12 protein-coding genes are annotated in these 14039 nt (G+C 33.6%); 9 read left to right on the plus strand and 3 right to left on the minus strand.

The window, feature by feature from the left end; translation table 11 throughout:
- Nucleotides 1-73 precede the first annotated feature (73 nt).
- The 3 genes from LPC09_RS08025 (at nt 74) to LPC09_RS08035 (ending at nt 2174) form a co-directional block, all read left to right on the plus strand.
- On the plus strand, nt 74-925 hold the full coding sequence (locus LPC09_RS08025; protein ID WP_098795939.1) for a patatin-like phospholipase family protein: 852 nt from the start codon (nt 74-76) through the stop codon (nt 923-925).
- Nucleotides 926-1047: 122 nt separating this feature from the next.
- Nucleotides 1048-1242, plus strand: a complete 195-nt coding sequence (locus LPC09_RS08030; protein WP_098795938.1) for a hypothetical protein — start codon at nt 1048-1050, stop codon at nt 1240-1242.
- A gap of 329 nt (nt 1243-1571) precedes the next feature.
- Nucleotides 1572-2174 (plus strand): cell wall hydrolase, encoded by a 603-nt coding sequence (locus tag LPC09_RS08035; protein ID WP_176550999.1) that lies wholly within the window; start codon nt 1572-1574, stop codon nt 2172-2174.
- 125 nt (nt 2175-2299) lie between these two features.
- Here the strand turns inward: LPC09_RS08035 and LPC09_RS08040 are convergent, their stop codons facing one another.
- Nucleotides 2300-3883: an IS1182 family transposase gene (locus LPC09_RS08040; RefSeq protein WP_231309386.1), complete on the minus strand. Its 1584-nt coding sequence runs from the start codon at nt 3881-3883 to the stop codon at nt 2300-2302.
- 488 nt (nt 3884-4371) lie between these two features.
- Between LPC09_RS08040 and LPC09_RS08045 the strand changes: the two genes are divergently transcribed.
- The 6 genes from LPC09_RS08045 (at nt 4372) to LPC09_RS08070 (ending at nt 12421) form a co-directional block, all read left to right on the plus strand.
- The gene (locus LPC09_RS08045) at nt 4372-5859 is read left to right on the plus strand and encodes a spore germination protein (RefSeq protein ID WP_231309387.1); all 1488 of its coding nucleotides are present in this window, start codon (nt 4372-4374) and stop codon (nt 5857-5859) included.
- 18 nt (nt 5860-5877) lie between these two features.
- Complete coding sequence (locus LPC09_RS08050; RefSeq protein WP_231309388.1) at nt 5878-6966, plus strand: GerAB/ArcD/ProY family transporter; 1089 nt, start codon at nt 5878-5880, stop codon at nt 6964-6966.
- On the plus strand, nt 6963-8042 hold the full coding sequence (locus tag LPC09_RS08055; RefSeq protein WP_231309389.1) for a Ger(x)C family spore germination protein: 1080 nt from the start codon (nt 6963-6965) through the stop codon (nt 8040-8042). The genes LPC09_RS08050 and LPC09_RS08055 overlap by 4 nt, the downstream gene beginning before the upstream one ends.
- Before the next feature lie 112 nt (nt 8043-8154).
- On the plus strand, nt 8155-9480 hold the full coding sequence (locus tag LPC09_RS08060; protein ID WP_098799344.1) for a polysaccharide biosynthesis protein: 1326 nt from the start codon (nt 8155-8157) through the stop codon (nt 9478-9480).
- 106 nt (nt 9481-9586) lie between these two features.
- Nucleotides 9587-10090 (plus strand): TlpA family protein disulfide reductase, encoded by a 504-nt coding sequence (locus LPC09_RS08065; protein ID WP_098799345.1) that lies wholly within the window; start codon nt 9587-9589, stop codon nt 10088-10090.
- Between the two features lie 474 nt (nt 10091-10564).
- The gene (locus LPC09_RS08070) at nt 10565-12421 is read left to right on the plus strand and encodes a heavy metal translocating P-type ATPase (protein WP_231309739.1); all 1857 of its coding nucleotides are present in this window, start codon (nt 10565-10567) and stop codon (nt 12419-12421) included.
- 68 nt (nt 12422-12489) lie between these two features.
- On the opposite strand, the gene LPC09_RS08075 is transcribed toward LPC09_RS08070, so the two are convergent.
- Nucleotides 12490-12705, minus strand: a complete 216-nt coding sequence (locus tag LPC09_RS08075) for a hypothetical protein (RefSeq protein ID WP_098799347.1) — start codon at nt 12703-12705, stop codon at nt 12490-12492.
- 108 nt (nt 12706-12813) lie between these two features.
- Entirely contained in the window at nt 12814-13929 is a 1116-nt protein-coding gene (locus tag LPC09_RS08080) for a glycosyltransferase family 2 protein (RefSeq protein WP_098799348.1), read from the minus strand.
- Nucleotides 13930-14039: the final 110 nt, after the last annotated feature.

Raw genomic sequence — 14039 nt, forward strand, 5'->3', positions numbered from 1 at the left:
TGCTAAGTCAATGATGGAATACTGGGATTTATGGTATATTAATAAAATAATTTTTGTATAGGGAGCGGTCTTTATGGTTGATACAGGTCTTGTATTAGAAGGCGGCGGTATGCGCGGAATTTATACTGCTGGAGTATTAGAGTATTTTATGGAAAAAGACTTATATTTTCCTTATGTTATTGGTGTATCCGCTGGAGCGTGTTTTGGTGCGTCTTATCTTTCTAGACAAAAAGGAAGAAATCGAAAAGTTAACATTGATTTAGTTTCACATCCAAAATATCTTTCTTTTAGAAATTTTGTGAAACAGCGACAATTATTTGGAATGGATTTTCTGTTTGATGAAATACCTAATAACCTTGTTCCATATGATTTTGAGACCTTTTATAACAGCCCGGAAGAATTTGTCGTTACAACAACAGATTGTCATACAGGTCAGCCTCTTTATTTTAGTAAAGATGACTATGGTAAAGATTTGTTGAAGGTTATACGAGCTTCGAGTTCATTACCTTTTATTGCTCCGATTGTAGAATTTAAAGGTAAACATTTATTAGATGGAGGAATTGTGGATTCAGTACCAATCAAAAAAGCTGAAAAAGATGGACTAAAAAAGAACGTAGTGGTTCTTACAAGAGATGATAATTATACTAAGAAAAAATCGAACATTAGGTGGTTATTATCGAGAGTCTATGGACAATATCCAGAGTTGGTAGAATCTGTTTTATCAAGATATAATATGTATAATCAGACAATAGATCACATAAAAGAGGAAGAGAAGAAGGGAAATATTTTTGTTATTCAACCAAGTTCAAAAGTGAAAGTTGGAAGAATTGAAAGAAATCAAACGAAGCTTGAGGAATTATATACACTTGGCTTTGAAGATGCCAGAAGAGAATATAATGAATTGAAAAAATGGTTGGAGGATTAAATGTGGTATTGCTTAACAAATTTATAATAGATCTATGAACCTGATTGATTTAGAATGAATGTGTTATTAGTTTAAGTTGGCATTTAATTCAAGTAAAAAAGATATGAATTGAGGAAAATAAGATGGATGGACAAACTGTTACAGAAATACTAGATAAATTAAGAGACGGAGAATTAAACGAATACCATGTCACAAAAGAACAATTTCTTATATTTCGTGAGGTTCTTGTGAATCGTGAAGATTTTAAACATTTTCGAGGTATTGCTAAACAAGGTGGAAGTGTAATATATCGCTATTTAAAGGAGCCAAGAAGTTAGATCATCTAATTTCTTGGCTCTTTTTTATATGTTTAATAAAATTAAGTAAATATCACTATTTTTATTATGGAAATATAGTTGTTAAGAAAATTGACGAGACCTATATCCTATAGGTTCATACAATACTTTAAAAAAACGATTCTTTTTGATTACTTTCTTCTAAGAAGTTTGGTAGTTTATCGATTTTATGACCGTATTGCCAAACAAAACATTTGCCATTGCTACCATATATTGAGGGGTGTATTAGAGGGAGTATCCTGTTAGTCTTGTGTATGTGGCCAAGCAAACTTGGTTAAATACATTACGAACCTTCAGGAGGTTACGAATCTATGAAAAAAACAATCTTAAAACTTGTTGCTGTTTCAACATTAGCTTTTTCGCTAATTGCGATGACTGCTCCACAATCTAAAGCTAGTGCTGCAACAACATATCAAGTGCAATCAGGAGATACATTCTGGATTATTGGTAAAAAGTATGGAGTTCCTGTTAAATCTTTAATGTCAACAAATAATAAATCTTCACATTTATTATTTATCGGTGAAAAACTAGTTATACCTCAAACAATAACAGCATCAGAGATGGATTTATTGGCTCGTCTTGTAAATGCAGAAGCAAAAGGTGAACCTTATGCTGGTAAAGTTGCTGTTGCTTCAGTTGTATTAAACCGTGTAGACAGTTCTTTATTCCCAAATTCTATTTCAAGTGTTATTTATCAGAAAGATCAAGGTTACTATGCTTTTACACCTGTTCAAAACGGAACAATTAATTCACCTGCAGATGCATCAGCAAAAGCAGCAGTAAAAGAAGCTTTAGCTTTCCGCGGAATGGGGAAAGGCTCATTATATTTCTATAATCCTAAAACAGCAAAAAGCACTTGGATTACATCACGTCAAGTGACAGTAACTATTGGTAATCACCGCTTTGCGAAATAATGATATTACTTAGAGGGTGACTCAAAAGGTTGTTAAATAACGACCTTTTGAGCACCCTTTCTTCATTTTTTATATAGAAACCAAATAAGTAGGATTTTTTAATGAAAAAGGGTATTCCTCCCCCCTTATTGGCATCCAATTTCCTCTTTTACTTTATTTCTTTTTATTGCTTTCTGCATTTTTTTACAGTTATGTGCAACGCAAAGAAGCCCCCATTCAATCGTATTTTTTTGGAGGCCACGCATCGAAAAGCGTCTGAACTGCTGATTATGTTTTATTTGTCCAAATACACTTTCCACATCACATTTTCGTTGGCTATATAATTTTTTTCCTTCTTCACTCTGAAGACGTTCACGAATCTCTTTTCGTTGTCTTTGATTTTCTAGAGATATTGTAATTGTTTTTTGTTCTTTTCCTTTTGCACAAGTTTTTTGGAAAGGGCAGCCTGCACATTCAAAACATGAATATTTTCTTTTAATTGAAACATATTCATTTTCAGAAGTTTTTGAGGTTTCATACTGGAATACAAGGCTTTGCTTGTTTGCACATATAAACTCATCTAGTTCCTCATCGTACTCCATATTTTCTACACGTTCGATTTTCTTTTTCCAGTTTCTTTTTTGTTCTTGATCAAATGTATTATATTTTATGTACGCTGTTCGTCCTTCTCTTTCTAAAAAGTCATAGTTTTCCTCACTACCATAACCAGAATCGGCAACTATTTTTTCTGGTTTCACTCCGTGCTCCTCCAGGTGTTGAAGATGAGGGATCAAGCAGCCTGGATCACCTGCTCTTTGATGTAGAGAGAAACCTGTAATAAATTGACCTTCTGTTCCTGTTTGTACATTATATCCTGGTTTTAACTGCCCATTTCGCATATGATCTTCCTTCATTCTCATAAAAGTTGCATCATTATCTGTTTTCGAGAAACTGTTTCTTCCATTGAAAAGTTGATTTTGTTCTTCATATTTCATTTTTCGAGGAAGATAGTCTTTCTTTAATAATCGAACAGCTTTTTTTGCCTCTTTATTTTTAGGTTCTGTCTCTAAATGCTTTTCTAACTTTTTAATACTTTGTTCAATCTGTTCTGAAGTAATAGGAGTTTCTTTCAGCTTTTCTTCTAGCCCCATGGAAGGGGCGGTCTTTTCCTCATTTTCAAGGATGTGCTCAATTTGTAAAGCGAGTTGACGATATTTATCATCTAAACTTTTTTCATATTTCTCTGTCGCTTTTCGCCAAACAAAAGTATACTGATTTGCATTTGCTTCAATCTTAGTCCCATCTACAAAATAGTGCTCCAGCTTGACTAATCCTTTTTCACGTAGTAACTCTATAATTGAGAAGAAGACTTGATAGATAATGTCTTTCATTCGCTCTGATCGAAACCGATTGATCGTACGAAAATCAGGAGTTTGACAACCGCTTAACCACATAAAGTAGATATTTTCGGTTAGTAACTTTTCCATTTGTCTTCCTGAATAAACTTTTTGTGTATAAGCATATATGATGACTTTAAGTAACATTTTTGGGTGATATGATGGGCGTCCACCACCTTTGTAGGGTTGAACCAACAAAGTATCGTCTAGATTTTCTACAGCTTCGTGAACAATGATAGATAAATGATTTTGAGGGATGAGAATTTCAAGGTCTAATGGAAGAACTAACTGATTCATGTTATAATTAACGAAAGAGATATGATCATATTTCATAAAAAAATCGTTCCTTTCTTGTATAAGGTGGTGTGGTAACTTCATTATACAAAATTGGACGATTTTTTTGTTTTAATTTTGTCTTTTAAAAAGTTGTTTTCGTAGATTGATGCAGATAAATATTATTTTAAATGGATAGTGGAATGGAGCGGAAGACACTTGACTCCTGCGGGAGGTAGAGGAAAGGCTGAGACCCCGCAGGCGAAGGCGAGGAGGCTCAGCTTCCTCCCCGCGGAAAGCAAGTGTCTGGAGCGCAATGGAACGAACCAGTTTTTATATTTAACTTTATTAAAAACACTTCTTAAAAAAGGCTAACCCAAAGGTCTAAAATCTAGACTTTTGGGTCAGCCCCTTTTTGCATTATAAAATACATATCCGTGATTAAGATGAATATCTAAATCCTTTTAATAACAATCTCCTATCAGTAAGAATATTATCGCTAAATTTTGGCAACATAAGAAAAAAGTATGTCAATGAAAGCGTGTGGAATGATGAATAAAATGACGTATGAAGGTGGCAGAGAAAAGCTATCATTAGTACAGGTGTTAGCAAGGTTTAGAACTTCTTCTGACTTTATTCAATATGAAGCCGAGACTTCACAGGTTAAGTACTGGGTATCTTACTTTAGGACAATGGTTGATATGCAGACTCTTCAAAAAAGTATTATGCCTTTTTTAAAGAGTGAGAATTGGAAAACATTAGATGATTTGCAAAAGGGAATACCAATCGAAATTATCATTATCACTATTGATACAGATGTGATTAAGGAAAAGTTATTAGACGGCTACATTCTTATTTGCTTAACAGAGTATGGATTGCCTGGCTTATTAATTAAAGCAACAATTAATAAAGCGCGTGATGTTTCTTTACCTGAAGTTGAGTTTAGTGTGGTTGGTCCAAAAGAGGCCTTTGTTGAATCAATTGAATCTAATATTAATTTAATCCGAAAACGAATTCCAGATGAAAAACTACGTATTTTTGAATTGAAAGTCGGTGAGCTTTCAAAAACAAAGGTAGCAATTTTATATATAGAGGGAATTGCGAATGAAGAGAATGTTCACACGGTTAAACAAAGGATTAAAAACATTGAATTTGACCAAATTAGTGACAGCTCCTTTATTACGCAAATGATTTCAGATAATCACAATTCTCCTTTTCCTCAGTTATTGGATACGGAACGCCCTGACAGGGTGTCATCGATTTTAGCTGAAGGAAAGGTTGGTGTTATGGTTGATGGATCTCCACATGTATTAATTGGACCCACAACGTTAGTGGAATTTTTTTCAGCATTTGATGACTACTTTTATAACTGGTTAAATGCATCATTTTTTAGACTGATTCGTTTGTTTGCAGTAGCATTTTCTATTTTAGTTACACCTATTTATGTTGCTACCTTAACTTACCATTACGAATTAATTCCAGGTGATTTATTAAATACTCTCATTTCATCCAGACGAGTAGTACCATTGCCGCCGATACTAGAGGCATTGTTTTTAGAATTAACGATCGAGCTTTTGCGTGAAGCTGGAGCACGCCTTCCTACTAAAGTTGGTCAAACAATTGGTATCGTTGGAGGGATTGTTATTGGAACGGCTTCTGTAGAGGCGGGTCTTACAAGTAATATTTTATTAATTATTGTTGCGCTTTCAGCACTTGCGTCTTTTACAACACCAATTTACGCTATGGGCAACACAATCCGTATGCTTCGCTTTCCATTTTTATTATTGGCAGAATGGTTAGGGTTACTGGGATTAATGCTTTGTTTCTGTTTTCTTATGACCCATTTGTTAAGATTAACCTCTTTAGGGAGACCTTTTTTAGAGCCAATCTATCCACCTAGAACAAAAGATATGAAAGACGCGCTAATTAGACTTCCGTTTTCCTTATTGTCAAAACGACCGTCACAATTGAGAACAAATAATCCGATAAGGTTTCCTTCTAAAAAGGCAAAAATGAATAAAGATATTGATGAATGAATGAGGTGAGTGGACAAAATGAAAATAGCAGAGCGTTTTCAAGTATCACATTTTTTAGTATTCTATTTGATCCACTCACTCCAATTTGGTGTAGGAGTATTAGGATTTCAAAGGATTGTAGCAGAAAAATCAGGAAGAGATGCCTGGATCGCCGTTATTATATCAGGATTATTTGTACATATTTCAGTATGGATGATTTTTCGTATTTTAAAAGATTTTGACGGCAACATTATTGATGTTCATAAAGAACTTTTTGGGAAATGGATCGGTGGTGCTCTTAGTACTCTTTTTGGTCTATATTTCTGTTTACTAGCGATAAATGTTTTAAATACTTATATAGAAATTATTGTAGTTTGGATGTTTCCGGATCTCAATTCTTGGTTGTTTACATCAATCTTTTTGTTATTAGTCTACTATGTGATTAGTGGTGGATTTAGAATCGTAACAGGTATATGCTTTTTTGGAGTTGTTTTACCTAGTTATTTAATATTTACATTTTTCTTTCCAATTGAATTCTCAGATTTATCTAATCTAGCCCCACCGCTTAATCATTCTTTCAAAGATATGGCTTCTTCAACTAAGGATATGTCTTTAACAGTATTAGGGTTTGAGGCTTTGTTAGTTTATTATCCATTTATCAAACGACCGGAAAAGTCAAAAAAATGGGCACATCTCGGGGTTGCCTATAGTACATTATTGTTTACTTTAATCATGATGATCTCACTTGCTTATTTTAGTGAGGAACAATTGCAGAAAAATGTGTGGGCTACATTAACAATTTGGAAGATTGTTGAAATGCCTTTTGTGGAACGTTTTGAATATATAGGAATTGCTAACTGGTGTTTAATCATATTGCCTAACGTTTGTTTAACTTTTTGGTGTGCGAGCAGATGTCTTAAGGATACATTTAAATTTAATCAGAGAATTTTGCTTGCACTTGTTTTGCTTTTGGCATTTTTTATCATTCCATTGATTCAAACAAGAGAGAAAATAAGCTTTTTTAATGACTTAGTTTCACAAATAGGCTTTTATATGATGTTTGGATATATACCGATTCTTTTCTTTCTCACAGTATTGATAAAAAAAATAAAGGGGAGAAAAGCGTGAATTGTAGGTTTGTATTCGTATCTTTGCTAATGATGACATTTCTAACAGGATGTATTGAAAAAGAAATTATAGATGATGTAAACCTTATAACAGCTATGGGCATTGATCTTGTTGAAGGAGAAGATAAGATAAAAGGATCGGCTAATATTGATACATACATTAAAGATCAACCCGTTACAGATCATGTTATTGTGGAGGAATCTGAATTGGCGCGTGATGTTGTTTCAAACATGCAAAAACAATCACCAGATCCACTCGTGTTAGGTAAATTACAGATTGTTTTATTTGGGGAAAGTCTTGCCAAACAAGGACTTACAGAAATGGTTGATACGCTTCAGCGTGATGCTTCAATTGGTGAGCGATTATTGCTTGTTATTACAAGAGGTGAGGCAAATGCGATTTTAGAATCAGACTTTTCGACACTCGGTGCAGCAAAATACTTAACTAACTTGGTCTTACATAACAAACTGAATAGTGACTTGCCACGAACGAATCTACATTTGTTTCTTTATCAACATTATTCAAAGGGGCAGGATCCATTCCTTCCGATTATAAAAAAAAATGAGGGGTCCGGTAGTGTTGAAATTGATGGAATAGCGCTTTTGGATGGCAAAAAAATGGTTGGTGAAATTTCAAATGAGAAGTTGTTATTTTTTAAAGTACTAGCAGATCAGTATACAAAAGGCACTTATACAGTCAAAATGCCTGACACAGGTGAATCAGTTGGCGTTAAAAGCATAGCCTCATCACGTGAGCTAAAGGTAATTTCAACAAATCCAATTAAGGTGGAAATAAAAGTTCATATTGAGGGGGTTATAAATGAGTTTACAGGGAAGAAAATTACCCCAGAGGTAATGGGGAAAGTTGAGAAAGCCTTTAAAGATGTTGTGGAAAAAGAATCGCTAGCTCTAATTGATAAATTTAAAGAGTTAAAAATAGATCCGATTGGAATTGGAGACGATCTCCGGTCACAGTCTCGTACATTTCTAATTGATGAGTGGCGGGAGCGAATCCCTGAGTTGGAGGTGGACTTGCAGGCGGATATAGTTATCTCTGAATCAGGTGTTATCGATTAAGTTTATCAATTTTGTGAATTTTGATAAAAATAAAAGATGCTTGTTTTATTTAAAGGTGTTGTCTCATATCGTTTAGTAATGGACTAGTCTAAAGATAAGGGGACAAGACATCATGAATACTTTTGTTAAAGGGACATTAATGCTTGTTATAGCAGCCTTTTTCGGTGAATGTTTAGAGTTTTTCATTAACATGATTTTGGCTCGGGAGTTAGGAGAAGAGGGAATGGGCTTATATATGTCCATTTTACCGATTATCTTTTTTATTGTTATAATCGCCAGTTTAGAGTTGCCGATTTCTATTTCTAAATTTGTTGCTGAAAAGCATCGTGAAACACATTTTTATATGTTGAGACATACTCTTTTGTTGACCATTATCTTTACATGTATATCTGTTGTAGCTGCTGTACTAACTATTCCACATTTACCATTTTTAGATACCTACCATCCATATGTAAAATGGTTGTTCGTTATTCTCATACCTGTTGTGTCATTTTCATCGATTGCAAGAGGTTATTTTATGGGAGTACAACACATGGGGAAGATCGCATTTTCAAATTTCTTAAAAAAGCTAGTACAACTTGGTATTCTTTATTGGGTGTATCAATCCTTTCAGTTTCAAATTGAGCTTGCATTGCTTATTGCTTTAGCTACATTAATTGGAAGTGAGCTGCTTGTAAGTGCCTATTTAATTGCTGTCTATATTATGGAATATCAAATACTTAGCAAAGAAAATAATAAGTTCCTACGTGGAGATAAAGTGAGAAAGGCTCTTTTTTCCGTCTCTTTTCCAACTACAGGATTGAGGCTTTTTCATTCTTTTACACATGCAATACAGCCTTTCCTTGTAAAGGGTGCTTTAGTTGCAGCTGGATTTTCTAGTATCATGGCCAATGAACATTATGGAATGCTAGCGGGTGTAGCTATGTCAATTGGTTTCTTTCCAGCTTTTATAGGTCATTCTTTAATGGTGATGCTTATACCGAATGTGTCTGAAGCCTATGCGAATAACGATAATAACAAGTTAGTACGATTGTTACAGCAGTCAATGGTTATTACATTACTTTATGGATCTGTTTCGGTTTTTGTGATGTATATGTTTGCAGAACCACTTTCCCGCTTATTTTTTGATTCTTCAACTGCTGCATTTTATTTAAAGCTATTATGGCCGTACTTTCTTTTCCATTTTTTCATCATTCCTATGCAAGCCTATTTAATTGGTTTGGGGCTCGTCAAGGATGCCCTTTTTCATACTGTATGGTCCCATATCATTTCGTTTGGGATGATGTATGTATTAGGTTCTATGGAAGTACTGCAAATGAAAGGGATTATCTTGGGGATGAACATGGGAGCTGTGCTTCTTATGCTCATGCATTACGTAACAATTTGCAATAAGCTAGAAGTAAGTGTGTATTTTATGAAAAAAAGATATACGTATTAATTGGAGGTGGAATATGAGTAAGGGAGCTATTAACATAATCCTTTATTCATATTTTTTTGTTTTCTGGTAAAAGTAAGCAGAGGATAATATCTTAAAGGGTGATTTAATGAACACATTTAGCTTTTTTTTAAAGATACTGCTCATCATTTTTATTGTTTTTCCTGTTTTTAGCGATAGCTCGCTTGCTCTTGAAAAAGGAGAAAAAGCAATTGATTTCACATTGAAAACGACAGAAGATATTGAATTCAATTTAGAATCCCTAAAAGGAAAAGTAATTGTTCTTACATTTTGGACTACTTGGTGTTCTTATTGTCAGGAAGAAATGGCGGAATTGAAGAAGTTTTATATAGGGGAAAAATCAAAGGATATTGAGGTAATTGGAGTTAACATTACATCTTCAGAAAACAGTCAAAAAGAAGTTATCCAATTTGTGAAGCAATCAAAATTACCGTTTTCAGTTGCTTTAGATGTAAATGGAGAGGTTTCAAAGAGTTATCAAGTCATTGGAATTCCTACGAATTATATAATAGATAAAACTGGAACAATTAAAGACAAAATATTAGGACCTGTAACTGCTGAAAGGTTACATCAGGCATTATTAGATCTTTAGGTCACTTTTAAATTAACATGATAAATATTAATAAACTTATTGTTAATGGTTTGGCTAATAGTGGTTTTTCTCACAGATTAAATTAAATTTAATATCATTTATTTAAGGGAGTACAGTTAGTGACAAGGATTCTTGCATTAACTGTACTTTCTTTTTATGCGTTTAAAAGGTTAGCACCTTATTTAGGAGGGTATTATAACTAATTTATTGAGAACTCTTATTATTAATAATTATTATCATTTAATAATTATAATAATTATTACTTGAAAATAAAATGTTGTTTGCTATAATCAAATTATACCTTAATTTAATCATGTTTTGTTTGAATAGACCTAGAAAATTTAAAAGAATAAAGACTGTGACGATGAATGTTATTCTCAATTAGAAAGGCGGATGATTATGGAGACAAACACGGTAAGTGGAATAAATCCTCAAACAAACGCAAAAAATGAAAACCAGTTTCTTAAAAAAGGGATGGAACATATAGAGCTTATTAATGCAATTATTTCTGGTATCTTAATAGGTTTTGGATGGTTTTATAATAATCAGGGGAATGAGACAATCGCTATTCCACTTTTTATTTTGGCCTTTATTATAGGTGGATTTGCAAAAGCGAAGGAAGGGATAGAGGAAACAATAGCAGAGAAAAACCTGAACGTTGAACTACTAATGATCTTTGCAGCAGTAGGTTCTGCTATTATTGGTTATTGGACAGAAGGTGCCATCCTTATTTTTATTTTTGCTTTAAGTGGTGCATTGGAGACCTATACAATGAATAAAAGTCAACGGGAAATTTCCGCATTAATGAGTTTGCAGCCTGAAGAGGCAGTGCTGTTAGTTGACGGAAAGGAAAGTCGAATCCATGTTTCTTCATTAGCTATTGGTGATACCATTTTAGTGAAACCTGGTGAAAGAATTGCAACAGATGGTTATATTTTATCCGGTAAAACAAATATAGATCAATCTGCTATTACAGGAGAGTCTATGCCTATTGAAAAAGGTATAAATGATGAGGTGTTTGCTGGTACAGTTAATGGAAATGGTTCAATTACAGTTTCTGTTACGAAAAAAAGTACAGAAACAATGTTTCAGAAAATATTAGATTTAGTTCAGTCTGCTCAATCGGAAAAATCTCCTTCACAACAATTTATTGAACGGTTTGAAGGCACGTATGTAAAAGGGGTATTACTATTAGTTGCAGCGATGATGATATTACCTCACTTTTTATTTGGTTGGACATGGAATGAAACTATTTATCGTGCACTTGTCTTAATGGTCGTGGCATCACCTTGTGCATTGGTTGCATCAATTATGCCAGCAACTCTATCAGCCATATCAAATGGGGCAAGAAATGGTCTCTTATTTAAAGGTGGTATGCATTTAGAAAGGTTAAGTAAAACAAGTGTTGTCGTCTTTGATAAAACAGGAACTTTAACAAAGGGAGAACCGGCTGTTACAGATATTATTACGTCTAAAAATGTGGATCTTAAAGAATTCTACGAAGCAGTTTACTCGATTGAAAATCAATCAACACATCCACTTGCAAAAGCTATCGTTTCCAAAATTAATAAAGACAACCCAAATCACCCGGCCAAAATGACTTCAGTGGATGAAAAGTCTGGATTTGGTGTAAGTGCAGTTATGAATGGAGTGAATTGGAGGATCGGTAAGTCGGATTTTGTTGGAAGAAGTATAGCGGAGACATTTCATGATGGAATAAGCGAACAACTTGCTAAAGAGGGAAAAACCATTGTATATGTTCTTCGTAATGATGAAATGATAGGGCTAATTGCTTTAAAAGATGTTGTAAGACAAGAGGCAAAGGCTGCAATTGAAACCTTGCAGCAAAGTGGAATTAAGACAGTTATGTTAACGGGTGATAGTCTATCAACCGCAGAAGCAATCGCAAAAGAGTTGAAGTTGGATTTATTTAAGGCTGAGTGTTTGCCGGAAGACAAGGTGGCAGAAATTAAAACATTAAAAGAGACATATGGTACAGTAACAATGATTGGGGACGGAATTAATGATGCTCCGGCGCTTGCCATTTCCGATGTGGGAATTGCAATGGGCGAAGGTACAGATGTTGCACTGGAAACAGCAGATATTGTTTTAATGAAAAATGAACTTTCGAAGCTTACAAATGCTTTGAAATTGTCTAAAAAGATGAATAGAATTGTAAAACAGAATATTGTATTCTCTATGTCTGTAATTGCACTATTAATTTGTTCAAACTTCCTCCAAGTGTTGGATTTACCTCTCGGTGTTATTGGACACGAAGGAAGTACCATTTTGGTTATTTTGAATGGATTACGTTTATTAAGAGGGATATAGAAAGAGAAAAGAGGGTGTTTCATACAATAAGAAAGAGTATGAATCCCCTCTTTTTAATTTCCTGCATTTTATAAAGATTCTTTAGGTGCATTAACTGCTCCTTCTTCCTCATCAGGGCGTTTACTTACAATGATATATGAAATAACAAAGCAGCAAAAGCCTATAATCCATCCAAATATCGTACTATAGTAAAAGGTGTCAATTAATGACATTCCTATAAAAGGAGCAACAACCCCTATGATACAAAGTATAGAAACTAAATGACGTTTTACCCAATGAAGCAATACAAACAACTCCTTAGTAGGAAGAAAGATAGATAGACATATAATGTTATTATACAAGAAAAAGAACTTTTGGAGTATCAATGAAATATTAAGAACATGTTACAATTATTAGTGATATTTACGTCCTTTCCACATATATCCTTTTTTCCTAATTGAAGAAACCATGGAAGAGATCAGTAATGCGATAAAGGATACTGCAATTAACGGCATCGCAAAACTGGTTGAAACATTTTGTTTGTTTTTCCGGTCAACAAACCCTTTTTGTATTACGATAAGTAAGTAAGGAAAAATATTAGATATAGTAATATAATTTTTAGCCATAAAATTGTATACTTCATAGATGACAAGAAAGCCTGGAAAGATAAAGAAACAGAAATAAAAGGAAATAAGAATAAAAGCAAAAAAACGAGAGCGACCAATTCCGATAAAAGTATTTTTTTTAAAGCCTTCCCATACTTCTTTATTGTTCTTATACATGTAGCATGTAACAAATGATGTTATATTGCTCAGAATGACTTTGTAGCCTTGCTTTTTCATAATCCTCGCTAAATGAACATCATCAAGCAAAGAATTTTTAATGGCTTCGTGACCACCAATATTAAAATATGCCTGTCGTTCAAATAACATAAATGACCCATGTGCAGCAGTAGCGGAAGACATTTGCGTATAGTTTGCTAAAAAAAGCGGTAAATGGAAATAAATTAAAAAATGCTGCATGGGCACAAGCCATTTTTCTAATATATGATGAACAGGGAAACGTGGAAAGCCTGTAATTAGATGACCTTTTTGTTTTTCAAGCATATGAATAACTGATTGAATAACATCTGGATTTAAGCGAACGTCTGCATCTAAAAATAATAAATAATCACCTTTTGCGTGCTTGCTTAATTGTTTGCATGCATGGACTTTTCCTGTCCAGCCTTCAGGTAATTCAGTTCCGTAGAGTAAAGTAAAACGCTTATTGTTCAATATCGAGGACTTAATATAAGATGATGTAAGATCAGTTGATTGATCGTCGAGTAAATAAAATTCAAGGTTTTGATAAGTAAGTTTTTTTAGAGATTGGATTAGTTCAATTACATTGTCTTCTTCATTGCGTAAGGGAATTAAAATGGAGACAAGTTTATTGTGATGTATTCTTTGTTTTGTTAATTCAGGCATAAAGAAAGAGTTGAAAATGGTCCAAATCAAAAATAAACTTAAAATGATAATATAAATAAGCATAATGATCCCCCAATTATCTTTATCAAATCTATTGTACTGTCTTAGGGGGGATTTTACATTTTGTAAGGTGTTTTGGTTAAAAAACCCACGTAGACTGTAATATCTTCTAC

The organism is Metabacillus sp. B2-18 (assembly GCF_021117275.1).
GTDB lineage: Bacteria > Bacillota > Bacilli > Bacillales > Bacillaceae > Metabacillus.

Bases quoted from the DNA above. Each gene is read 5' to 3' on its own strand.
- LPC09_RS08025 (WP_098795939.1), top strand. From the start codon at position 74: ATGGTTGATACAGGTCTTGTATTAGAAGGCGGCGGTATGCGCGGAATT.
- LPC09_RS08045 (WP_231309387.1), top strand. From the start codon at position 4,372: ATGATGAATAAAATGACGTATGAAGGTGGCAGAGAAAAGCTATCATTA.
- LPC09_RS08060 (WP_098799344.1), top strand. From the start codon at position 8,155: ATGAATACTTTTGTTAAAGGGACATTAATGCTTGTTATAGCAGCCTTT.
- LPC09_RS08070 (WP_231309739.1), top strand. From the start codon at position 10,565: ATGGAACATATAGAGCTTATTAATGCAATTATTTCTGGTATCTTAATA.
- LPC09_RS08035 (WP_176550999.1), top strand. From the start codon at position 1,572: ATGAAAAAAACAATCTTAAAACTTGTTGCTGTTTCAACATTAGCTTTT.
- LPC09_RS08065 (WP_098799345.1), top strand. From the start codon at position 9,587: ATGAACACATTTAGCTTTTTTTTAAAGATACTGCTCATCATTTTTATT.
- LPC09_RS08080 (WP_098799348.1), bottom strand. From the start codon at position 13,929: ATGCTTATTTATATTATCATTTTAAGTTTATTTTTGATTTGGACCATT.
- LPC09_RS08030 (WP_098795938.1), top strand. From the start codon at position 1,048: ATGGATGGACAAACTGTTACAGAAATACTAGATAAATTAAGAGACGGA.
- LPC09_RS08050 (WP_231309388.1), top strand. From the start codon at position 5,878: ATGAAAATAGCAGAGCGTTTTCAAGTATCACATTTTTTAGTATTCTAT.
- LPC09_RS08040 (WP_231309386.1), bottom strand. From the start codon at position 3,883: ATGAAATATGATCATATCTCTTTCGTTAATTATAACATGAATCAGTTA.